We start from the raw sequence: 21,945 nt of genomic DNA on the forward strand, positions 1-21,945 counted from the left end.
CCGTCAGTCTACATTTTAGCAGCATGCCTCTGGGCTCCTAAGGGGCTGCTTATAATATGGTAGAGCCAAGTACCGGATCATAAAGCGTTCCTCAAGATTTGCAGGTAGGCGACCTGACGGCTGAATTCAACGCTGGAAAGCCGTTGCTTCGGTCGCGGGCTCATGACCTGGCTGATAGCGCGTGTGGATTGGCCGGTCAGGCGTGCGAGCACCTGCCATTGTTCGGCGACGCCCAGTTGTTCAAAGCCGGGGTGACGGCGCCGCACGCGGCGCTGGATGTCCTGTTGCAAGGCGTACAGCAGATGGTCCTGACCCTTGCGTCGCAACAGAAAGTCGGCGCTGGCGCGCAGGTGTTCCCGGAGTTGTCGGCGGGCCAGCGGCGCCGATTCCAGCACCGGGCCATGGCGCACGCCGACCTGCCAGAACCAGACACCGATCAGGGCGATGAGCGCTACCAGCGCCTGGGGAAAGTAGCGCAGCAGCAACGTCAGCAGGTTGTCGTGATCGGTGTTGAACAACAGGGTCACGTGGGTATCCGCGGTCAGGTACCAGAGCAGCCAGGCGTTGTCGTACTGGTCGATGGCCGGGGTTTTCCACAGGTCGGCGTCGGTGACCACGATGATCGAACCGAGCCCGTGATTGAGCTGCATCATATGGGTGGCCTTACTGCTGTTGGCCCAGGCCTGGGCGAGGTTCTTCGGGTCTTCCAGGTGGAAAGCGGTGTCGAAGCCGGCGAAGGCCGGCGCGTCCTCGTCTTCAAGGTACAGCTTGGTCAGCTTGGGGTAGGGATCGGTCCTGCTGTCGGGGGGCGGGCCTTTGAGATTTTTGCTCAGCAACTGATGCAGCTGCACCCGGTCGAGTAGCAGGTCATCACTCTGGCCGAGTTTTTCATTCCACAGCGACTGGGCCACGAATAACAGGCGACCGCCAGCCCGGGTCCAGTTCATCACTTGATCGATCTGGCGCGGGGTCATGTCGGACCGGTCACCGAGCAACAACAGGCTGTGCTGTCGCGGCTCGATCGACGGCAAGACGTCGAGACCGTTGGCATGCCTGACGGTCAGGCCCTGTTTGCGCAGGAAGTGCTCGGCGGCCAGATACGGATTGGCCTGGACCTCCGGTGAGGGGCCATGGTCGATCACTTGCTGGTAGGGCGTCGCCTTCAGGTACAGATAAATGCTCAGCGCGCCCAGTAGCACCGTGCCCAGGATACTGGCCGCAAGCCAGTGCCGTCGGTTCAAGGGACGGCTCCCTGGTCGAATAAGGCTCGCCAGCCGTCACAGAGCTCCTGTTGCGCGGGCGCGGGGGGGAGGCGATGTCCGTAGGCCATGTTCTGCCAGTGTCCGGTCAGTGTTCTACTGAAGGCCAGCAACTCAGGCTGCTGCAATCGTTCGACGCGTTCCAGTACCTGGCCTTCGGTGTCGGCAGGTTTCAATACCATGTTGAAGTCATGCAGCAAGTGGCTGAGCAACGCCCGATAGAGCAAGCCAAGGGCTTCGCGCGGCTGCGTCTGCCAGAGTTGTTCCGCACTGCTGGCGACGTCGGCGGGCAAGGTGTCGCGGTCGAGGGCCAAGCCGAACGCTTGTTGGGATGGCGACCTTGAGACTTCAACGCCCAACGCCGGGCGACGACTGACAAAGGCCTGCAACCAGTCCCGGTAACGCCAGATGCAAAAGCCGATGGCGCCGACCACTGTCCCCCACAACATCCCCTCGATCAGCCTGGTCGACAGGTTTAGCAGTGTCATGAGCCATTCAGGCGTTCGGCTACTGTTCGGGGCGGTGGCGGTCGGCGTGTCTTCGCCAAAACGGTAGCGGGTGACCGTTTCCTTGTTCTGGAATGGCGGCTGGTCGAGGATCGCCTTGATACTGTCCCGCGAGGCCTCGCTGGTCAGGGGCTGGTCCAGCAGACGCGGGCTTTCAGGTGAAGCGATCGGCTCGGCGGCCCAGACGGTTTGTGCGCTGGGTGCCAGCAGGAACGCCACCAATACGAGGGTGACCGTGGCGCTGCCCAGGCGTTGGCGCAGGCGGCGGAACGCCAGCTCGATATCCCACGCCTCCAGCACGGTGCGCCGGTTGAGGTAAAGGCTGAAACCGCACGCCACATAGATCGGTTCCCAGACCACCAGCACCAGTGCGTAGAACAGGTTGGTCAGGTGTTCCAGCCAGCGCCAGTCCTGTGTGGCAGCGGTGATCAATGTCTGCCAGCTCCAGTCGAGTTCTACCTGTTGCGGCAGGAGCAGGTAGAACAGCACCATCAGGCCGATCCACAGGGCGCCCTCCAGATGCACGCCGATGATCGTCAGCCACTTCGCGGCGCCGACGTTACGCTGCAACAGCACCTGCAAACGCTGCTCCCGCGCTTCACCCTTGAGGCCTTCAAGTTGCATCACCGGCATCAGGAAGCTGCGGCTCAGGCTCAGGCGTCGCCAGGTCAGGCTGGCCAGCAGCTGCGGCTTGAGCAAGCGCGGCCATTGGCGCAATGCCTGTTGCAATGTCGGTGTTTCGCCGAACATGGCTTTGGACAGAATGAACAGCGGCAGGCGTTCGAACGCCGGTTTCAGCCACCAGAAAATAAACACGGCGAGGGAGGGTGAATCCCATAGCAGCAGGCTGAGCAGGGCGAAGACCGGCAAGGTCACGATGGCCCAACTGGTCATCAGCAGCCGTCGGTGGCGCTGACTCAGCAGAACGCCCAGGTCCATGGCTTCCCAGCCGATGCGCGGGCGAATCACCACACTGGCGTCACTCAGGCGCATGGCGGGTCCTTCCGGCAAACAGCAGATACAGCGCCACCAGAAACCAGAGTGCCGCGCCGACCAGGTATTTGATGATTGGCGCGATTGCGGTCATCGATGACCAGTAGGCTTCGATAAATGCCGCCATCAGCAGAAACAGCATCACCCCGCAAATCAGCATCACGCTTTTGCGCGCCGCCACGCGCAAGGCCTCGGCGCGTCGCAGGCGCCGCGGTGCGATCAATGCCCAGCCCAGTTGCAGGCCGGCGGCACCCGCCAGGGCAATGGCACTGAGTTCGAAGGCACCGTGGCCGATCACGAATGACCAGAAGGCCTGGCCATAGCCGATTTGCGTCAGGTGTCCGGCCACCGCACCAATCATCAAGCCGTTGTAGAACAGGAAAAACGCGCTGCCCAGGCCAAACAGCAGGCCGCTGGCGAAAGTCTGAAAGGCAATGCCGGTGTTATGCATGATGTAGTAGCCGAACATGACCCAGTCTTCACTGGCCGCCCGTTCCGCCGAACGCCCCAGGTGACCGGCGTCGGGGTCGTACATGCTCTGCATCTCGCTGACCTGCTCGGCCGGGATCAGGTTGTAGACCAGGTCCGGAAACAGATACACCAGCAGGGCGATACCGATCAGGCTGCCAAAAAACATCAGGCCGGCCGCGAGTACGAAGGGCCACTGTTCACGCACCAGTCGGGGGAAGTCCGCGAGGATGAAACCCAGCGCCTTGGCACCCAGTCGGCTGCGATGCCGATAAAGCTGTTGGTGCCCGCGCAGGACCTGTTGCTGCAATGAGTCGATCAGGAAGCTGCTGTAACCACGCTCCCGGGCCAAGGCCAGGTGATGGCACAGTCGACGATAATCACTTGGGAAACTGGCGGCACGCGAGGCTTGTCTGTTGTGTTCCAGTCTTTCAAGCAGCAGGGAAAACTGTTCCCATTCGGCCTTGTGACGACTCTCGAAAAGACTCTGCTTCATGCGGGGCCCAATAGGCCGCGGGCAATCCCGTTGAGCTCGGCCACCGCCTGTGGCGCTGAAAGCTGCAAGGGTTGCGCGAGAATGGCTGCCAGTTCAACGACCCGCGCCTCGGAGAGTTCTCCCTGGCGTTCGGCAAACCCGAGGATGGCACGTTGCTCGGCCAGCGCCAGGGCAAAGGCCGGGCGCCGGGGTTCGGCGGCAGGTACCTGAGGCCGGGAAAGCGGTTGTTCGCGGTAGATCACCAGCGTGCCGGCGGCCAGGTCGCCGAGGCGCTTGAAGTTGGGATGCTGCAGGCAGCTGATGGCTCCAAGAAAATAGCCAAACGGCAACATGTCGACAAATCGCAGCAGGTTACGCAGCAGCGAAGCAGACCAGCCGACCGGCGTACCATCGTCATGGACCACCCGCAGCCCCATCCACTGCTTGCCTGGCGAGCGGCCCTGATTGAGCACCTCGAACAGCACCATGTACCACCAGCTCACCACGAACAGCAGAATCGAGCCAAGACCGGCGCCGAGCTTGCCGAGAAATGCCAGGACTATAAACAACAGGCCAAGGATCAGCCCGCGCAGGCCAAGGTCGATGGAGAACGCCAGCGCACGCACCATCAACCCGGCCGGGCGCAATGGCAAGTCGATGCCTTCGGGCGTCTCGATCTGGTACCGCGTATCCAGTGGCGGGGACAGCGTCGCTTTCCGTTGCAGTGCTGTGTTCTCGAGCATGGGCAACCTGATGATGTGGCCTGATCGGGAGTCTCTGTCCGTGGGATGCTAGCAGCCTCCCGGGGGAAAACGACATAACTATGTAATGCACTATGGGGTGGCCGAGGTGATTGAATGACAAGATGACTGGCCGGGGCGGGATATGAACGCCTAGACTTCGCCGATCTTCAGTTCAGGAACAGCCCGTGACCTCCATCTTCTGGTACGACTATGAAACAACTGGCATCAATCCCCGTTGCGACCGTCCGCTGCAGGTGGCGGGGATTCGCACTGACGTTGAACTCAATGAAATAGATGAGCCGGTCAACCTCTACTGCCAGCCCAGTGATGACATCCTGCCTCACCCCGCGGCGTGCGCGATCACCGGCATCACCCCGACTCAACTGGCCGGCCAAGGCTTGAGCGAAGCCGATTTCATGACCCGGGTGCATGCCCAACTGGCGGCGCCCGGCACTTGCGGGGCCGGTTACAACACCTTGCGTTTCGACGACGAGATGACCCGTTACAGCTTGTACCGCAATTTTTTCGACCCTTATGCGCGTGAGTGGCAAGGCGGCAACAGTCGCTGGGACCTGATCGATGTGGTGCGGGCGGCTTACGCCTTGCGCCCTGATGGCCTCGTTTGGCCAACGGACGACGAGGGGCGGGTGACGCTCAAGCTCGAGCGCCTGAGCGCCGCCAACGGAATCGATCACGGTCATGCCCATGAAGCGCTCTCGGACGTTCGCGCCACGATCGCCCTGGCGCGGCTGATCCGCGAGAAGCAGCCGAAGTTATATGACTGGTTGTTTCAATTGCGCAGTAAACAGAAGGTAATGGATCAGATTCGACTGTTGCAGCCGATCGTACATGTCTCCGGGCGCTTTTCGGCGGCGCGCAACTATGTCGGGGTGGTGTTGCCCCTGGCCTGGCATCCGCGAAACAAGAACGCCTTGATTGTCTGTGACTTGCACATCGATCCCCAGGGCTTGCTTGACCTGAGTGCCGAAGCCTTGCGCCAGCGGTTGTATACCCGTCGCGAGGAGCTGGCAGATGGCGAGTTGCCTGTTCCCCTCAAGCTCATCCACATAAATAAATGTCCCGTGGTGGCCCCACTGTCGGTGCTTCGTCCCGAAGATCAGCAACGCCTGGAACTGGACATGGCGCTCTACCAGGCGCGCGCGCTGCGACTAAGTGACGCGCAAACAGTTTGGCAAGATAAAGTTCAGGCCATTTATGCCAACGAGGATTTCACCCCGAGCCAGGATCCCGAGCAACAGTTATACGATGGTTTTATCTGTGATCGCGATCGGCGTCTTTGTGAGCAAGTCCGGGCGGCGGACCCGGCACAATTGGCGCAAGCGCAGTGGCCTTTCGATGATGAACGCTTGCCGGAATTATTGTTTCGGTATCGCGCACGTAACTTCCCCGATACGTTGAGTTCCGAAGAGCAACAGCGCTGGCGAATATTCTGTCAGAAACGTCTGTCGGCACCCGAGTGGGGGGCGCCCAATACCCTGGAAACTTTCGCAGCGGCCGCCGCCCAATTGAGCGCTACTGCTACATCCTTTCAGCAGGAGGTGTTGATTGAGTGGCACAATTATGTTCAGCAATTACGCAATCGTTTGAGTCTTTGAAAACGAAAATATCGCTGTCCTGAACGCCGGGCATAAAAAACGCCAGCATCTGCTGGCGTTATCTTTTGTCGCGGACGAGCCTTCGACAAAACGTTGCGGCTTAGCCCAACAGAGTAGCCCAACCTTCAACCACGTCGCCGCCCCACTTGGCTTTCCACTCTTTCAGAGTCTTGTGGTTGCCACCTTTGGTTTCGATGACTTCGCCGTTGTGCGGGTTTTTGTATTGTTTAACTTTGCGAGCACGTTTGGTGCCGGTAGTTTTTACTGCGCCACCGCGTGGGGCTTTGGTTTTGGACTCTGGGTCCAGCAACGCGATGATGTCACGCAGGGACTTGGAGTACTCGCCCATCAGGGTGCGCAGTTTGCCTTCGAATTCCAGCTCGGTTTGCAGTTTGTCGTCTTGGGACAGATTCTTCAAACGGGCTTGCAGCTCTTTGATAGCTTCTTCGGTGGCACGGTATTCGTTGATCAAGGACATGAGGACTACCTTATGTTGGGCGCTGGGTGCTAGGTGACAGTGCGGCAATAATAGTCAGGCTGTTTCATCAAGTAAACAATTAACCGGAGTTTATTTAATTTAGTTGTGTTGAACAGGTCCCGATTGGAGGCGCAGTTAAAAGATCATCAACCCGGTATCACAGACAGTCACATTTTGGCACTTGAAGAATGGCTATAAGAACACCATCGCGCGGGGAGCGCCTGTCGCTACAATCGGTCCCGGCAACCTTCGCGCAACGCAGGGCGTCATCAATACTGCAGTTTTGCTGCGCAATCGCTAGAATGGCAGCCTTTGCGAAGTTCTGGAGTTTGACCCTCATGCGCACATTTCGGCTGGTGATTGCTTGCCCGGACCGCGTCGGCATCGTTGCTAAAGTCAGTAACTTTCTGGCGTCCCACAATGGCTGGATCACTGAAGCGAGCCACCACTCGGACAATCTCAGTGGCTGGTTCTTCATGCGTCACGAAATTCGTGCCGATTCGCTGCCCTTCGGTATCGAGGCCTTTCGCGAAGCGTTTGCCCCTATTGCCGAAGAGTTCTCGATGGACTGGCGTATCACCGATACCGAGCAGAAGAAGCGCGTGGTGTTGATGGCCAGTCGCGAGTCTCACTGCCTGGCCGATTTGCTGCATCGCTGGCACAGCGACGAACTGGATTGCGACATTTCCTGTGTGATTTCCAACCATGACGACCTGCGCAGCATGGTCGAGTGGCATGGCATTCCTTACTACCATGTGCCGGTCAATGCGCAGGATAAAGAACCGGCATTCGCCGAGGTCTCGCGGCTGGTCAAACTGCATGATGCCGAAGTAGTGGTACTTGCCCGATACATGCAGATCCTGCCGCCCGCGTTGTGCAGCGAATATGCCCATAAGGTCATCAACATTCACCACAGCTTCCTGCCGTCGTTCGTCGGGGCCAAGCCGTATCACCAGGCCTCCTTGCGTGGCGTGAAGCTGATCGGCGCTACCTGCCATTACGTGACCGAAGAGCTGGACGCCGGTCCGATCATCGAACAGGACGTGGTGCGCGTCAGCCACAGCGACAGCATCGAAGACATGGTGCGATTCGGCCGCGATGTCGAGAAGATGGTCTTGGCCCGGGGCCTGCGTTATCACCTGGAAGACCGGGTGCTGGTGCACGGCAACAAGACCGTCGTGTTCTGACGCGAGACTGCGCGGTTGAAATCCGAAGGGCCTGGGCGTTCAATCGCTTCAGGCCCTTCGCCGTTTCTGCCCTGAGAATATGTTGATGAACATGATCGGGGGGCAGGCCTGAATTGACTGTGCGCTGAAGATCCCTGTAGGAGCCGGCTTGCCGGCGAAGGGGCCCTCAAATCTTGCACAGGACTTAAGCATTCACGCCTGCTTGAACTTCAACAACTTCTTCAACAACGGCCGCCCAAGCATCAACAAGAATACCGGCCCGCCAACCAGCAAATAGAAGTAATAGGTCACCGCCCGCCAGATCAGAATTGCCGCCGCCGCCGTGGATTTCCCCACCATCGGCGCCAGCAACGCCGCTGAGGTCAATTCCGCCGCCCCGGCGCCACCGGGTAACAGGCTGAATTGCCCGGCGCTCAATGAGAGCATTTGAATCAGAAAGCTCCAGGCCCACTGCAAATCCGCTCCGAGCCCGCGCAACGCCAGGTACAACACGCTGTAGCGCAAGAACCAATGCAGGCATGTCAGGGCAAACACTGTGATCAATGTTTGAAACGGCAACTTCAAGGTGTCGGTGAAGGCTGCCAGGAAGTGCAGGAGTTTTCGCGCCCAGCGCACGCGCGTGGCGCCTTTGACATTGAGACGAACGAGCAAACGACCGCTCAGACGAATCAGCAAACGGTGATAGCGCGCCACCACCACACAGGTCAGCAGGCCGCCAAACATGGAAACGGCGCTGACGGTCAGCAGCCACTCCATGCGCTCGCTCAAGTGCTGGAACAGGGCATAAATCAGAATCCCGCTCAGTGCGCAGAGGAAAAACAGCAGGTCGCTCAGCTGATCCATGGCGAACACCGCGCTGCCCCTGGCCGGACGCACGCCGTTACGCGCAAGCAATGCCATGATGGTCAGCGGTCCACCGCTGCCGCCGGGCGTGGCGCAATAAGCGAATTCGGCGGCCATGACCACCCCGAGGCTTTTGATCCGGCTCACCTTGTCGCACTGATCCCCCAGCAACAGACGCAAGCGCAGGGTGTTGAGCACCCAGCACAGCAGGATCATGCCGAACATGATCAGCAGCCATTGCAGCGGAAATTTTTGCAGCCGAGACCAGGTTTCGTTACCGCCCAGCAGTGATGGAATCAGCACTGCGGCGAGCAATGCGACGAGCAGCAATATCCCGCGACTCATGCGGCGCATCCGACACGGTCAGTGCGCATTGACAGCCAATCAGCCTTGGTCATCGGCACGCGCCCCTCGTCGAGCAGGCGCTTGAGCGTCTGCAACCAGTAAGTACGGGAGGACTCATGACGCATGTCCACCGGGTGCAGGCCGAGGCGAATCACCGGCGCCTGCCGCCAGCGTCGCTCGCGCTGCTCACTGAGCAGTCTGGACAGGCCCCGACGCCAGGCACTGCGTGCGCTCCAGACCAACCCGGGAGCGTCAACCACAGCGAAATCAGGCAGTCGGTACAGATGTTGCGGGTCACTGGTGTAACTCAGCGGCAGTTGGCGCAAAGCCTGGCGTGTGCCCTCGCTCATCAGCCAGGCCGGGGCGACGAAACCTGCCAGCGGCCAGTCGTGACGGCGAAACACCTCGATGCCAGCGTGCAGGCGGGCGAGCGCAGCGTCTTGGGACAGGCTGTAGAACTCGCCTTCGTGGGTGTAGATCCGGCGCATGAACCAGTCTCGCGGGGTGCTGGGCACGGGGCCTTCATCGCAGTGAAAGTAACCGTGCAGCGCCAGTTCGTCGCCACGGATGACCCGGCCGGTGAGCATACGTCGAAAGTCCGGATGGGCGTCCAGATTATTGCGCTTGTGAAAATCGGGCACCACCAGCCAGGTCATCGGCACGGCGCCCAAGGCGTCGACGGCGGCGACAAAGGGCTGATAATCAGCCCAGGTTTGTGGCGCCACGTCGTGCAGCACCAGTAACAGGCTGGGCCGGCTCATGAGCTCAGCCATTGGCTGTCAACGGCCAATGGCTGCCAAGCACGGCGTGATAGTGGCCCAGCAGGCTGTTGACCACTGTGTCCCAGGAGTAATGCTGCTCGACATGGCGGCGGGCCTGTTTGCCCAGGACGGCGCTCCCCGAATCGAACAGCTGGCGCACGGTGTTGGCCATCGCCATCGAGTTGTTCGGCGGGCACAACAGGCCACATTGTTCGGTGACGATTTCCTGAAAGGCCCCGGCCGCCACGGCCACCACCGGAATGCCGCTGGCCATGGCTTCAAGAATCACCAGGCCGAAGGTTTCCTGGTCACCGGCATGCAGCAGCGCATCGGCACTGGCCATCAGCCGGGCGACTTGCGGCGCCGGGCAGAATTCATCGACCACGGTGACGTTATCCGGCACCAGGGCCGGCATCGACGAGCCGACCAGCAGCAGGTGGTAGCGCCGCCCCAGTCGTTTCATGCAGTCGAGCAGGACCGGCAGGTTTTTCTCCTTGGAGCCGCGTCCGGCGAAGATCAGCAAGTGAGTGTTTTCATCGATCCCCAATTCTGCCCGCAGACCCGGATCCCGCACAGAGGGATGGAAGGTTTGCAAGTCGACGCCCAAGGGCTGCACGAAAACGTTCTTCACCCCCAGACCGGTCAGCTTGTCGGCCATCACCCGACTCGGCGCCAGGACCCGGTCGAAGTTGCCATACAACTTGCTGACATAGGCTTCGACATTGGTCGTGACCCAGTTGCCCATACGGTTGCTGACCAGCAGCGGCAGGTCCGAATGATAAAAGCCGATCACCGGCACATCGAGTTGCCTGCGCGCATCCAGGGCAGCCCAGGCGGTAAGGTACGGGTCGCCGACTTCGATCAGGTCGGGCTGCAGATCCTGCAGGACATTGCGCCAGGGCGCGAGACGGAGGGGAAAACGATAACCCTTGCCGAAGGGCAGGGCAGGTGCCGGAACCGTGTAGACGCCATCCCGTTCGCCCAGGGACGATCCGGGGATCAGTAAACTGTGGCGAATGCCCGGCTTGCTGCCCAGGCGACGGTGCTTTGCATCCAGATAAGTGCGCACGCCACCGCTGGCAGGGGCGTAGAACATGGTTATGTCAGCGATATGCACGATGAACATCCCTCCGGTCCGTAGTTCTCCCTTGGTTGACCTTTATGAAGGATAGATGTTCGGTTGGGGTTTTGTGGCGGGGTTTCCTGTGAGGGTTTTGCGGTGTATTACAGGCCGCTTTCGCTGGCAAGCCAGCTCCTACAAGGGATTTGCGTGAACCCTGTAGGAGCCGGCTTGTCGGACCGCCGCACCGCAGCGAAGAGGCCCTGTCAGGCACTAGATACGGAAACTACCCACCAACTGCTTAAGCCGCCCCGCCTGCTGTTCCAGATCCACACAAGCACGCAACGTCGACTGCAAATTCTCCACCCCCTCCTGGTTCAGGGTATTGATCTCGGTAATGTCCACATTGATCGACTCCACCACCGCGGTCTGTTCCTCGGTCGCCGTCGCCACGGACTGGTTCATCCCGTCGATCTCGCCAATGCGCAAGGTCACGCTGTTCAGGCGCTCGCCCGCCAGGTTGGCGATGTCCACGCTGTCCTGGCTGTGACGCTGGCTGTCGCTCATGGTGCTGACGGACTCGCGGGCGCCGACTTGCAGTTCCTCGATCATGGTCTGCACCTGCTGCGCCGACTCTTGCGTACGGTGGGCCAGGTTGCGGACCTCATCGGCCACCACGGCAAAACCGCGACCGGCCTCACCCGCACGCGCCGCTTCGATGGCGGCGTTGAGCGCCAGCAGATTGGTTTGCTGGGAAATACTGGTGATCACTTCCAGAATCTGCCCGATGTTCACGGTCTTGCTGTTCAGCGATTCGATGTTGGTACTCGAGGTGCTGAGCATGCTCGACAGCCGATTCATGGCGGCGATGCTGCGCTCCACCACTTGCTGGCCGTCTTCAGCCAGGCTGCGGGCATCGCTGGCCTGACTCGACGCTTGCGCGGCATTGCGGGCAATTTCCTGGGCGGCGGCGCCGAGCTGGTTGATGGCCGCGGCGACGCTGTTGGTGCGCGAAGCCTGTTGGTCGGAGTTGAACATCGACGAGTTCGAGGCCGCTACCACGCGCAACGCCACTTCGTTGACGTGCCCGGTGGCGGAGGACACTTCGCGGATCGAGCCGTGAATGCGCTCGACGAAACGATTGAACGCGGTGCCGAGCACGCCGAATTCGTCGTTGTTATGGATCGTCAGGCGTTTGGTCAGGTCACCTTCACCGTCGGCGATGTCGGCCATCGCGCGGGTCATGACATGCAACGGCTGGATCAGGATCCGGATCAGCATGCCCAACAGGGCGATGATGATGGCCACGGCGATGAGCGTCGCGATGACCGCCGAGGCGCGGAACTCGGTCAGCATCGAGAAGGCTTTGTCCTTGTCCACGGACAGACCGATGTACCAGTTGACCGAGGGCAGGCCCTTGATTTGGGTGAACCTGACGATGCGGGTCTTGCCGTCGACCTGCACTTCACTGAAGTCGCCGCTGATCCGCGGGGTGCTGTCCGGAAACGCCTCGCTCAGGGTCTTCATCACCAGGGTTTTGTCCGGATGAACCAGGATCTTGCCGTCGGAACTGACCAGGAAGGCGTAGCCCATACCATCGAAATCGCGGGCGCTGAGGGTGTCGATCAAGGTTTGCAGGCTCAGGTCGCCGCCCACTACGCCGACGTTTTGCCCGGCTTTTTTCGAGGCGGTGGCGATGGAGATGATGGTCTGGCCCGTGGCCGCATCGATATAAGGTTCGGTCAGGGTCGCGGTGCTGCTGCTTTCGGCGCCTTTGTACCAAGGGCGTACCCGTGGGTCGAAACCGGCGGGCATTTTGGCGTCCGGCCGAATGGTGAAACTGCCGGTGGCGTCGCCCAGGTAAGACGCCATGAAGGTCGACGTCAGGGCTTTCTGCTCGAGCAGGCTGGCGACGGTGGAAGGTTCAGGATTGATCGCGATGTTCTGGGCGAGATTGTCGATCAACAAGATGCGACCGGCCAGCCAGGTCTGGATATTGTTGGCGGTGACATCCCCCATCTCATTGAGGTAGTTGTCCAGGTCTTCGCGGATGGCGTTGCGCTGTAAATAGTCGTTGTACAGCGTGAACGAGGCAAAGGCGGCCATGACGATCAGGGCGGCGGCAAGCAGGATTTTATGGCTGAAACGCAGGTTTTTGTTCATGGCTTGGAGTTCCGCAGAGGTCTTGGTGCCAAAGGCGTGCTTTTATAAAGGAACGCACAATGGACGGCAGTGAAAACAAGCTGATATTTCCGTACTCTCCTTAGGGGAATTACCGACGCTGTTCAGTCTTTTATATCGGCCGTGAAGGATCAAAGATTAATCATGGGGTGACAAAATGCCTGATTCACTGCAACTCGTTATCGGTGCCGACCTCACCGGGCAGCCGATTGCCCAGGCCATGTGTCTGGCCAACCGACATGGTCTGGTGGCGGGCGCTACGGGCACCGGCAAGACCGTCACTTTGCAACGGCTGGCCGAAGCCTTCAGCGATGCCGGTGTGGCGGTGTTTGCGGCCGACATCAAAGGCGACCTGTGTGGCCTCGGCGCTGCCGGGACCCCTCAGGGCAAGGTCGCCGAGCGGATCGCCGGAATGCCGTGGCTGAATCACAAACCCCAGGCGTATCCGGTGACCCTGTGGGATATCCACGGTCAGTCCGGGCATCCCTTGCGCACCACCTTGAGCGAAATGGGGCCGTTGCTGCTGGGCAGTCTGCTGGAGTTGACCGACAGCCAGCAGTCGGCACTGTATGCCGCCTTCAAGGTCGCGGACCGCGAAGGGCTATTGCTCCTGGATCTGAAGGATCTCAAGGCGCTGCTCAATCACCTGCGTGATCAACCTGAATTGCTGGGCGACGACGCCGCGCTGATGACCACCGGTTCCAGCCAGGCACTGTTGCGGCGCCTGGCGATCCTGGAACAACAGGGTGCAGAAGCGCTGTTTGGCGAGCCGGGGCTGCAACTCGAAGATATTCTGCAGCCGGGCGCCGATGGTCGCGGGCGTATTCACCTGCTCGATGCCAGTCGCCTGGTCCACGAGGCGCCCAAGGTGTATGCAACGTTCCTGTTGTGGCTGCTGGCGGAACTGTTCGAGCAGCTGCCGGAACGCGGTGATGCGGACAAACCCCTACTGGCGCTGTTTTTCGATGAAGCGCATCTGTTGTTCGCCGGCACGCCCAAGGCCTTGCAGGAGCGGCTGGAGCAGGTCGTGCGACTGATTCGCTCCAAAGGTGTGGGGGTGTATTTCGTCACCCAATCGCCGGGCGACTTGCCGGATGACGTGCTGGCTCAGTTGGGGCTGCGCATCCAGCATGGATTGCGCGCGTTCACCGCCAGGGAGCAGAAATCCCTGCGCGCAGTGGCGGAGGGCTTTCGGCCGAACCCGGCGTTCGATGCCTTGTCGGTACTGACCGAGCTGGGGATTGGCGAGGCCTTGGTCGGCACGTTGCAGGATAAAGGCACGCCCGGGATGGTTCAGCGGGTGCTGGTGGCTCCACCGCAATCGCGCATCGGGCCATTGACCGAGACGGAGCGCACGATCCTGATCGCGGGATCGCCATTCAAGGGGCGTTACGACAAACCGATCGATCGCGAATCGGCGTACGAAGTGCTGTCGGGACGCAAAGGCCTGGCGCCTGAACCGGACACCGCCCCAGGTAAACCGGCAGACGAAGAGCCGAGCTTCACCGACAAGGCCGGTGAATTCCTCGGCACGGCGGCCGGTCAGGCGTTGAAATCAGCGATGCGACAGGCGGCCAATCAGTTGGGCCGACAATTGGTACGCGGTTTGATGGGCTCGCTGCTCGGCGGCAGCAAACGCCGCTGAAAAGCCAAAGATCGCAGCCTTCTGTAGGAGCGAGCTTGCTCGCGATGGACTTACAGGCACCGCGCCTATTCTATAGAAACGCGTAATCGTTAACGACCATCGTCGGAACGCCGCCCGGAGCAAGCTCGCTCCTGCAGGAGGTAGTTTTAAACCTTGGGCCTGGCGTGCGCCGCAAGGCGCTCCAGCGCTGCCCGCAGATTCGGATCGCTGATGCCATCGGCCGTGGCCTGAATGGTCTCGCCCGCATCGGTGGACAATCTGATGGTATGTCCAGTCGCGCCTTGCTGGACCGTGGGCGGCTGCACCTTGAACAGAATCCGCGTCAGGCTGGCGAACTCATCGAACAGCTGCAATTGCCGTTGCAGACGCTTTTGCTGGTAACGCAAACGAGTGGCCCAGTGACCGTCGGTGACAATCAGCAACAAGTTGCCTTCGCGCCAGGACGCCACATGGCAATGCTCGCGAGCAGCGGGCTGCAACTGGCTTTCCACCAGGCGTTGCAAATGACCCAGGCGTTGGGCGTGGCCAAAGATGGCTTTGAGCGGTTTGGCTTCGCGAAGCAGAACGGCGGGTGCTCTGGCCGTAAGAGGGCGAAATGCCATGATCAGACACCTGAAGAAACAGAGCGGCCATGTTAGCAGAAAGCACCGCATGCGCCCGACCCATTGCGTTGTGAGCGCTTTCCCCATCAAATCAACGGCTAACTTATGGGGCGAACGGCTTGAAGTTCAGCGAAAAGCCCTTATTTTAATGGAGCCCCGTCACAGCGCTGTGCCAGCATCGTGGAATAACGCCACTTTCCTCACCACCGTTTCCGGGTAGAATGCTCGTTCGCATGCGGCCATGAGGGCTGCTCGGGCGACTCATGGGGCCGCCCTCCATCCCTTTAGTGTGGAAGATCCTGCCGATATGTTTGCGCCTTTGTTAAAGAAACTTTTTGGAAGCAAGAACGAGCGTGAAGTCAAACGCATGCTCAAGACGGTGCAACTCGTCAATGCCTTCGAAGAGCAAATGATGGCCCTTTCGGACGATCAATTGCGTGCCAAGACGGACGAGTTCAAGGCCCGCATCGCCAACGGGGAAACCCTGGACAAGTTGCTGCCCGAAGCCTTTGCGGTCGCCCGCGAAGCCGGCAAGCGCGTCATGGGTATGCGCCACTTCGATGTCCAGCTGATCGGCGGCATGACCTTGCACGAAGGCATGATCGCGGAAATGCGTACCGGTGAAGGCAAGACCCTGGTAGCTACCCTGGGCGTTTACCTCAACGCGCTGTCCGGCAAGGGCGTGCACGTTGTGACAGTGAACGACTACCTGGCCCGCCGTGACGCCAACTGGATGCGTCCGCTCTACGAGTTCCTCGGCATGACGGTCGGCGTGGTCACGCCTTTCCAGCCGCCGGAAGAGAAGCGCGCCGCTTACGCTGCCGACATCACCTACGGCACCAACAACGAATTCGGTTTCGATTACCTGCGCGACAACATGGCGTTCAGCATGGAAGAAAAATTCCAGCGCGAACTCAATTTTGCCGTGATCGACGAAGTCGACTCCATCCTCATCGATGAAGCCCGTACCCCGCTGATCATTTCCGGTCAGGCCGAGGATAGCTCCAAGCTGTACATCGAGATCAACAAACTGATCCCGCAGCTGGAATTGCACGTCGAAGAAGTCGAAGGCGAAGTCACCAAGGCGGGCCACTACACCGTCGACGAGAAGACCCGTCAGGTCGAGCTCAACGAAGCCGGTCACCAGTTCATCGAAGACATGCTGACCCGCGTCGGCCTGCTGGCTGAAGGCGAGAGCCTGTACTCGGCGCACAACCTGGGCCTGCTGACCCACGTCTACGCCGGTCTGCGTGCGCACAAACTGTTCAATCGCAACGTCGAATACATCGTGCAGGACGGTCAGGTCGTGCTGGTCGATGAACACACCGGTCGTACCATGCCGGGTCGCCGTCTGTCCGAAGGCCTGCACCAGGCGATCGAAGCCAAGGAAAACCTGAACATCCAGGCCGAAAGCCAGACCCTGGCGTCGACCACGTTCCAGAACTACTTCCGCCTGTACAACAAGCTGTCCGGCATGACCGGTACGGCCGATACGGAAGCGTTCGAGTTCCATCAGATCTATGGCCTGCAGGTCATGGTGATCCCGCCGAACAAGCCTTTGGCGCGCAAAGACTACAACGACCTGGTGTTCCTGACCGCCGAAGAGAAATACGCGGCGATCATCAACGACATCAAGGAGTGCATGACTCAGGGCCGTCCGGTGCTGGTGGGTACCGCCACCATCGAAACGTCCGAGCACATGTCCAACCTGCTCGTGAAGGAAGGCATCGAACACAAGGTTCTGAACGCCAAGTTCCACGAAAAGGAAGCCGAGATCATTGCCCAGGCCGGTCGCCCCGGCGCACTGACCATCGCCACCAACATGGCCGGTCGTGGTACCGACATCCTGTTGGGCGGCAACTGGGAAGTGGAAGTCGCATCCCTGGAAAACCCGACCCCCGAGCAGATCGCCCAGATCAAGGCCGACTGGCAGAAACGTCACCAGCAAGTGCTGGAGTCGGGCGGCTTGCAGGTGATCGCTTCCGAGCGTCACGAATCGCGCCGCATCGACAACCAGTTGCGCGGTCGTGCCGGTCGTCAGGGTGACGCCGGTTCCAGCCGTTTCTACCTGTCGCTGGAAGACAGCCTGATGCGCATCTTCGCCTCGGACCGGGTGAAGAACTTCATGAAGGCCCTGGGCATGCAGTCCGGTGAAGCGATCGAGCACCGCATGGTGACCAACGCCATCGAGAAGGCACAGCGCAAGGTTGAAGGCCGTAACTTCGATATTCGCAAGCAACTGCTCGAGTTCGACGACGTCAACAACGAGCAGCGTAAAGTGATCTATCACATGCGTAATACGTTGCTGGCCGCGGACAACATCGGCGAGACCATCTCCGACTTCCGCCAGGACGTGCTCAGCGCCACGGTCAGTGCGCACATTCCACCGCAATCGCTGCCTGAACAGTGGGATGTGGCCGGTCTGGAAGCGGCACTGCAGAGCGATTTTGGCGTGGCCCTGCCGATCCAGCAATGGCTCGACGAAGATGATCACCTGTATGAAGAGACCCTGCGCGAGAAGCTGCTGAACGAACTGATCGCGGCGTACAACGAGAAAGAAGACCAGGCGGGTGCCGAGGCGCTGCGCACCTTCGAGAAGCAGATCGTGCTGCGCGTGCTTGACGACCTGTGGAAAGACCACCTGTCGACCATGGATCACCTGCGGCATGGCATCCACCTGCGTGGCTACGCCCAGAAGAACCCGAAGCAGGAATACAAGCGCGAGTCGTTCACGCTGTTCTCCGAGCTGCTGGATTCGATCAAGCGCGATTCGATCCGGGTGCTGTCCCACGTTCAGGTTCGCCGCGAAGACCCGATCGAAGAAGAGCAGCGTCTGCGTCAGGAAGCCGAGGCACTGGCGGCGCGCATGCAGTTCCAGCATGACGAAGCACCGGGTCTCGAGCAGCCGGAGTTGCTCGGCGAAGAGGTCGATGTAGCCCTCGCCACCGCGCCGGTACGCAATGAACAGAAGCTGGGCCGCAACGAACTGTGCTACTGCGGTTCGGGCAAGAAGTTCAAGCATTGCCACGGGCAGATCCAGTAACACCCCTTTGTACGCTGAAATACCCGCGCCGCGACCGGCTTCAGCCGTCGCGGCGTTTTGCCATTTAACACCACCGTCTTCCTGAGAGCGGTGCAGACATCATTTATTGAGGAGCGCATTCATGGCTGTTGGTCTTGGCCCTTTGCCAACGTTGCACCCGGTTGCCGGTTTTGAACTCGGTATCGCCTCGGCCGGCATCAAGCGCCCCGGGCGCAAGGACGTCGTGGTCATGCGCTGTGCCGAAGGCTCCACGGTGGCGGGCGTGTTCACCCTGAACGCTTTTTGCGCAGCGCCCGTGATCCTGGCCAGGCAGCGAGTGCAAGGCCCGGTGCGTTATCTGCTGACCAACACCGGCAATGCCAACGCCGGCACCGGTGAGCCAGGCCTGGCCGCCGCCGAGCGCACCTGCGCCAGACTGGCTGAGCTGACCGGCGTCGATGCCGGTCAGGTGCTGCCGTACTCCACCGGTGTGATCGGCGAGCCGCTGCCGGTCGAGAAGATCGAAGGGGCGTTGCAGGCTGCTCTTGATGACCTGTCGGTCAACAACTGGGAAGCTGCCGCCACCGGCATCATGACCACCGACACCTTGCCAAAAGGCGCCAGCCGCCAGTTCGAGCATGACGGCGTGACCATCACCGTCACCGGTATCAGCAAGGGCGCGGGCATGATCCGTCCGAACATGGCGACCATGCTCGGCTACCTCGCCACCGACGCCAAGGTCGCGCGCGAGGTTCTGCAAAACCTGCTGCTGGACGGCGCCAACAAGTCGTTCAACCGCATCACCATCGATGGCGACACCTCGACCAACGACTGCTGCATGCTGATTGCCACCGGTCAGGCAGCATTGCCGGAAATCACTGAAGCCAGCGGTGAATTGTTCGCCAAGCTCAAGCAGGCTGTATTCGAAGTGTGCATGGACGTGGCCCAGGCCATCGTGCGCGACGGCGAAGGCGCGACCAAGTTCGTGACCGTTGAAGTCAACGGCGGCGGCAATCACCAGGAATGCCTGGATGTCGGCTACACCGTCGCTCACTCGCCGTTGATCAAGACCGCGCTGTTCGCCTCCGACCCGAACTGGGGCCGTATCCTGGCCGCGGTCGGCCGTGCCGGCGTACCGGACCTGGACGTGAGCAAGATCGACGTGTTCCTCGGCGACGTGTGTATCGCCAGCCGTGGCGCCCGCGCCTCGACCTACACCGAAGCCCAAGGCGCGGCGGTGATGCAGCAGGAAGAAATCACCATCCGTATCGAACTGGGTCGCGGCGATTGCAGCGAAACCATCTGGACCACAGATTTGTCCCACGAGTACGTGAAGATCAACGCTGAGTACCGCACCTGATTCATCTGTAGGAGCCGGCTTGCCGGCGAAGGCGTCTTCAGCCGCGATTGAAGTGTTGAGGCCGCTACCGCTATCGCTGGCAAGTCAGCTCCTACAGGAATTTTTCCTGTTTGAGGACGCTGAACATGAGTTATCACCTGATCATCGGCGACAAATTGTATTCCTCCTGGTCCCTGCGCGGAGCCCTGGCCCTTGACCTCGCTGGCGCCCCCTACACCGAAGAACTGATCAAACTCAACCAGCCAGACACCCGGCAACGGCTGCTCCAGCATTCGCCCACCGCGAAAGTGCCGCTGCTCAAGACCGAACACGGCACCATCGCCGATTCCCTGGCGATTGCCGAATACCTGGCCGAACAGTTCCCCGATGCCGGGCTCTGGCCCAAAGACACCGCCGCCCGCGCCCAGGCGCGTTCGGCGTGTGCGCAGATGCATTCCGGATTCTTCGCCATGCGCAGCAATATGCCATTCGACCTCAGCCACGACGCCCCGTTGTCGCCGATGCCGGCTGACGTCCAGGCTGACATCGAACGCATGTCGGCGTTGTGGGCCGAGTGCCGCGCCGTCGCGACCGAAACCGGCCCGTTCCTGTTTGGCGGCGCAACCCTGGTCGACGCGTTTTTTGCGCCGATCGCGGTACGCCTGCGCACCTATCAGGTGAAGTTGTCCCCGGCGGACGAAACCTACATCAACACGATCTACCAATGGCCAGCCTTCAAGGCGTGGCAGAAGGCAGGTCTGGAGGAGGTCGGTCAGTGAAACGAGTGCACGTAGCCGCCGCTGTCATCCGCGATAGCAGCGGCAAGATCCTCATCGCCCGCCGTGCGGATACCCAGCATCAGGGTGGGCTGTGGGAGTTTCCAGGTGGCAAGGTCGAGGACGACGAATCCGTCGAAACCGCCCTGGCCCGCGAGCTCCATGAAGAGTTGGGCATCGTGGTCAATGCCGCGCGCCCGTTGATCAAGGTCCGCTACGATTATCCCGACAAGCAGGTGTTGCTGGATGTCTGGGACGTCTCGGATTTTTCCGGCGAGCCTCACGGCGCCGAAGGCCAGCCTTTGGAGTGGGTAGCGCACCGTGATCTGCTGAACTACGAATTCCCGGCGGCCAACCAGCCGATCGTGGCTGCGGCACGACTTCCGGCGCAGTACCTGATCACCCCTGAAGACCTGGAAACTCCGGCGCTGCTGCGGGGCATCCAGAAAGCCATCGCGGGCGGCATCAAGCTGATCCAGCTGCGGGCACCCAACGGTTATGATCCGAAGTACCGCGATCTGGCTGTAGACGCCGCGGGGCTGTGTGCCGGCAAGGCGCAGCTGATGATCAAGGGCCCATTCGAATGGCTGGGCGATTTTCCGTCTGCCGGCTGGCACATCACCTCAAAGCAACTGCGCAAATACGCGGCGTCGGGCCGCCCGTTACCGGCATCGCGCTGGTTGGCGGCGTCCTGTCATGACGCTGAAGAACTGGCGCTGGCCGAACAGATGGGGGTGGACTTTGTGACCCTGTCGCCGGTGCAGCCGACCATGACCCATCCGGATGCTCAGCCGTTGGGTTGGGAACAGGCTTCGGCGTTGATCGAAGGTTTCAGCAAGCCGGTGTTCTTGCTCGGTGGTGTTGGCCCGGCGGAGCAGCAGAAGGCTTGGGAAGCAGGGGCGCAGGGTGTGGCGGGGATTCGGGCGTTTTGGCCAGAAGCTTGATTTTGCGGTGAGCTGGCTGGCCTCTTCGCTGGCAAGCCAGCTCCTACAGGGTCCGAGTCGTACGCGAAATACCCTGTAGGAGCCGGCTTGCTGGCGAAGGCGTCCGCCAAAACGCCGATTAATCCTGAGGCTTCGCCGCCGGCTCCCACAAAATCTCCGCAACCCCCTGCCGCTTCGCAATCAACCTTGCCACCACAAACAACAAGTCCGACAACCGATTGATATAGGCCAGCCCGACGCCGGCCAGCGGCTCAACCGCGTTGAGCTGCTGGCACCGCCGCTCGGCGGTGCGCGCGAGGCTGCGGCAGACATGGGCCTGGGCAATCAACGCCGAGCCACCCGGCAGGATGAAGTTCTCCAGCGGCCCGAGCTCTTCATTCCACACATCGATCGCTGTTTCCAGCCGTTCGATCTCCGCCACGTCCAACGCCTGATACACCGGCATCGCCAGTTCGCCACCCAGGTCGAACAATCGATGCTGGCAAGGCGCCAAGACCTCGATCACCTCGTTCAACCCCGGATATACGTCGCTTTGCGCCGCCAAGCCGGCCAACAGCACGCCTACCTGACTGTTCAGCGTGTCGACCTCGCCAATGGCTTCGATCCGCGGATGGTCCTTGGGTACGCGGCGACCGTCGCCCAGTCCGGTTTCGCCTTTGTCGCCGGTGCGGGTGTAAATCTTCGACAAGCGAAAGCCCATGG

General features: G+C 60.7%; 18 protein-coding genes and 1 pseudogene. 7 read left to right on the forward strand and 12 right to left on the reverse strand.

Features of this window, described 5'->3' with window-relative positions; all coding sequences use genetic code 11:
* Window positions 1-77: 77 nt before the first annotated feature.
* From J2W17_RS07950 to J2W17_RS07965, 4 genes are read right to left on the reverse strand one after another with little or no spacing between them, the layout of a single operon-like run.
* A complete protein-coding gene (locus J2W17_RS07950; protein ID WP_307331868.1) occupies window positions 78-1,241 on the reverse strand; it encodes a DUF4350 domain-containing protein in 1,164 nt (387 codons plus the stop codon).
* Window positions 1,238-2,758: a DUF4129 domain-containing protein gene (locus J2W17_RS07955; RefSeq protein ID WP_307331871.1), complete on the reverse strand. Its 1,521-nt coding sequence runs from the start codon at window positions 2,756-2,758 to the stop codon at window positions 1,238-1,240. Before J2W17_RS07955 ends, J2W17_RS07950 begins: the two co-directional genes overlap by 4 nt.
* Window positions 2,745-3,722, reverse strand: a complete 978-nt coding sequence (locus J2W17_RS07960; protein WP_307331874.1) for a stage II sporulation protein M — start codon at window positions 3,720-3,722, stop codon at window positions 2,745-2,747. The genes J2W17_RS07955 and J2W17_RS07960 overlap by 14 nt, the downstream gene beginning before the upstream one ends.
* Entirely contained in the window at window positions 3,719-4,444 is a 726-nt protein-coding gene (locus J2W17_RS07965) for an RDD family protein (RefSeq protein ID WP_307331876.1), read from the reverse strand. Before J2W17_RS07965 ends, J2W17_RS07960 begins: the two co-directional genes overlap by 4 nt.
* Window positions 4,445-4,629: 185 nt before the next feature.
* Here J2W17_RS07965 and sbcB point away from each other — a divergent pair, with 185 nt between their 5' ends.
* Window positions 4,630-6,060, forward strand: a complete 1,431-nt coding sequence (gene sbcB, locus J2W17_RS07970; RefSeq protein ID WP_307331879.1) for an exodeoxyribonuclease I — start codon at window positions 4,630-4,632, stop codon at window positions 6,058-6,060.
* A gap of 100 nt (window positions 6,061-6,160) precedes the next feature.
* Here sbcB and mvaT read toward each other — a convergent pair whose 3' ends face one another.
* Window positions 6,161-6,538, reverse strand: a complete 378-nt coding sequence (gene mvaT / locus J2W17_RS07975; protein WP_007933316.1) for a histone-like nucleoid-structuring protein MvaT — start codon at window positions 6,536-6,538, stop codon at window positions 6,161-6,163.
* 338 nt (window positions 6,539-6,876) lie between these two features.
* Here mvaT and purU point away from each other — a divergent pair, with 338 nt between their 5' ends.
* Window positions 6,877-7,725, forward strand: coding sequence for a formyltetrahydrofolate deformylase (gene purU, locus J2W17_RS07980; protein ID WP_307331883.1), 849 nt, complete (start codon window positions 6,877-6,879; stop codon window positions 7,723-7,725).
* Between the two features lie 192 nt (window positions 7,726-7,917).
* Here the strand turns inward: purU and J2W17_RS07985 are convergent, their stop codons facing one another.
* The 5 genes and pseudogenes from J2W17_RS07985 to J2W17_RS31260 form a co-directional block, all read right to left on the reverse strand.
* The gene (locus J2W17_RS07985; protein WP_307331886.1) at window positions 7,918-8,913 is read right to left on the reverse strand and encodes a lysylphosphatidylglycerol synthase transmembrane domain-containing protein; all 996 of its coding nucleotides are present in this window, start codon (window positions 8,911-8,913) and stop codon (window positions 7,918-7,920) included.
* Window positions 8,910-9,686 carry a DUF2334 domain-containing protein gene (locus J2W17_RS07990; RefSeq protein ID WP_307331888.1) on the reverse strand — a complete coding sequence of 259 codons (777 nt, stop codon included), beginning with the start codon at window positions 9,684-9,686 and terminating at the stop codon, window positions 8,910-8,912. The genes J2W17_RS07985 and J2W17_RS07990 overlap by 4 nt, the downstream gene beginning before the upstream one ends.
* Entirely contained in the window at window positions 9,679-10,800 is a 1,122-nt protein-coding gene (locus J2W17_RS07995; protein WP_307331891.1) for a glycosyltransferase family 4 protein, read from the reverse strand. Before J2W17_RS07995 ends, J2W17_RS07990 begins: the two co-directional genes overlap by 8 nt.
* Window positions 10,801-11,007: 207 nt before the next feature.
* The gene (locus tag J2W17_RS31255; protein ID WP_444965459.1) at window positions 11,008-11,772 is read right to left on the reverse strand and encodes a methyl-accepting chemotaxis protein; all 765 of its coding nucleotides are present in this window, start codon (window positions 11,770-11,772) and stop codon (window positions 11,008-11,010) included.
* A gap of 93 nt (window positions 11,773-11,865) precedes the next feature.
* Window positions 11,866-12,897, reverse strand: a pseudogene (locus J2W17_RS31260) (HAMP domain-containing protein); the annotation flags it as partial.
* A 175-nt stretch (window positions 12,898-13,072) separates the two neighbouring features.
* Between J2W17_RS31260 and J2W17_RS08005 the strand changes: the two are divergent.
* Window positions 13,073-14,560 carry a helicase HerA-like domain-containing protein gene (locus tag J2W17_RS08005; protein WP_307331897.1) on the forward strand — a complete coding sequence of 496 codons (1,488 nt, stop codon included), beginning with the start codon at window positions 13,073-13,075 and terminating at the stop codon, window positions 14,558-14,560.
* A gap of 146 nt (window positions 14,561-14,706) precedes the next feature.
* On the opposite strand, the gene J2W17_RS08010 is transcribed toward J2W17_RS08005, so the two are convergent.
* On the reverse strand, window positions 14,707-15,162 hold the full coding sequence (locus tag J2W17_RS08010; RefSeq protein WP_307331899.1) for a DUF721 domain-containing protein: 456 nt from the start codon (window positions 15,160-15,162) through the stop codon (window positions 14,707-14,709).
* 307 nt (window positions 15,163-15,469) lie between these two features.
* On the opposite strand from J2W17_RS08010, the gene secA reads away from it, so the two are divergent.
* From secA to J2W17_RS08030, 4 genes are all read left to right on the forward strand, one after another.
* On the forward strand, window positions 15,470-18,205 hold the full coding sequence (secA, locus tag J2W17_RS08015; protein ID WP_307331902.1) for a preprotein translocase subunit SecA: 2,736 nt from the start codon (window positions 15,470-15,472) through the stop codon (window positions 18,203-18,205).
* Window positions 18,206-18,326: 121 nt separating this feature from the next.
* Window positions 18,327-19,544 carry a bifunctional glutamate N-acetyltransferase/amino-acid acetyltransferase ArgJ gene (gene argJ, locus J2W17_RS08020; protein ID WP_307331905.1) on the forward strand — a complete coding sequence of 406 codons (1,218 nt, stop codon included), beginning with the start codon at window positions 18,327-18,329 and terminating at the stop codon, window positions 19,542-19,544.
* Window positions 19,545-19,669: 125 nt separating this feature from the next.
* Entirely contained in the window at window positions 19,670-20,302 is a 633-nt protein-coding gene (locus tag J2W17_RS08025) for a glutathione S-transferase family protein (protein ID WP_307331908.1), read from the forward strand.
* Complete coding sequence (locus J2W17_RS08030) at window positions 20,299-21,243, forward strand: Nudix family hydrolase (protein ID WP_307331911.1); 945 nt, start codon at window positions 20,299-20,301, stop codon at window positions 21,241-21,243. Before J2W17_RS08025 ends, J2W17_RS08030 begins: the two co-directional genes overlap by 4 nt.
* Window positions 21,244-21,361: 118 nt before the next feature.
* Here J2W17_RS08030 and J2W17_RS08035 read toward each other — a convergent pair whose 3' ends face one another.
* A complete protein-coding gene (locus tag J2W17_RS08035) occupies window positions 21,362-21,943 on the reverse strand; it encodes a cob(I)yrinic acid a,c-diamide adenosyltransferase (RefSeq protein ID WP_307331914.1) in 582 nt (193 codons plus the stop codon).
* Window positions 21,944-21,945: the final 2 nt, after the last annotated feature.

The organism is Pseudomonas lini, from assembly GCF_030812475.1.
Taxonomy (GTDB): domain Bacteria; phylum Pseudomonadota; class Gammaproteobacteria; order Pseudomonadales; family Pseudomonadaceae; genus Aquipseudomonas; species Aquipseudomonas lini_A.

Excerpts from the sequence above, each read along its gene's own strand:
- J2W17_RS07960 (WP_307331874.1), bottom strand. The coding sequence starts at position 3,722 with ATGAAGCAGAGTCTTTTCGAGAGTCGTCACAAGGCCGAATGGGAACAG.
- J2W17_RS08035 (WP_307331914.1), bottom strand. The coding sequence starts at position 21,943 with ATGGGCTTTCGCTTGTCGAAGATTTACACCCGCACCGGCGACAAAGGC.
- purU (WP_307331883.1), top strand. The coding sequence starts at position 6,877 with ATGCGCACATTTCGGCTGGTGATTGCTTGCCCGGACCGCGTCGGCATC.
- J2W17_RS08025 (WP_307331908.1), top strand. The coding sequence starts at position 19,670 with ATGAGTTATCACCTGATCATCGGCGACAAATTGTATTCCTCCTGGTCC.
- J2W17_RS07965 (WP_307331876.1), bottom strand. The coding sequence starts at position 4,444 with ATGCTCGAGAACACAGCACTGCAACGGAAAGCGACGCTGTCCCCGCCA.
- J2W17_RS07990 (WP_307331888.1), bottom strand. The coding sequence starts at position 9,686 with ATGGCTGAGCTCATGAGCCGGCCCAGCCTGTTACTGGTGCTGCACGAC.
- J2W17_RS31255 (WP_444965459.1), bottom strand. The coding sequence starts at position 11,772 with ATGTTCAACTCCGACCAACAGGCTTCGCGCACCAACAGCGTCGCCGCG.
- argJ (WP_307331905.1), top strand. The coding sequence starts at position 18,327 with ATGGCTGTTGGTCTTGGCCCTTTGCCAACGTTGCACCCGGTTGCCGGT.
- J2W17_RS07955 (WP_307331871.1), bottom strand. The coding sequence starts at position 2,758 with ATGCGCCTGAGTGACGCCAGTGTGGTGATTCGCCCGCGCATCGGCTGG.
- J2W17_RS08005 (WP_307331897.1), top strand. The coding sequence starts at position 13,073 with ATGCCTGATTCACTGCAACTCGTTATCGGTGCCGACCTCACCGGGCAG.
- J2W17_RS07995 (WP_307331891.1), bottom strand. The coding sequence starts at position 10,800 with ATGTTCATCGTGCATATCGCTGACATAACCATGTTCTACGCCCCTGCC.
- J2W17_RS08010 (WP_307331899.1), bottom strand. The coding sequence starts at position 15,162 with ATGGCATTTCGCCCTCTTACGGCCAGAGCACCCGCCGTTCTGCTTCGC.
- J2W17_RS07985 (WP_307331886.1), bottom strand. The coding sequence starts at position 8,913 with ATGAGTCGCGGGATATTGCTGCTCGTCGCATTGCTCGCCGCAGTGCTG.
- mvaT (WP_007933316.1), bottom strand. The coding sequence starts at position 6,538 with ATGTCCTTGATCAACGAATACCGTGCCACCGAAGAAGCTATCAAAGAG.
- secA (WP_307331902.1), top strand. The coding sequence starts at position 15,470 with ATGTTTGCGCCTTTGTTAAAGAAACTTTTTGGAAGCAAGAACGAGCGT.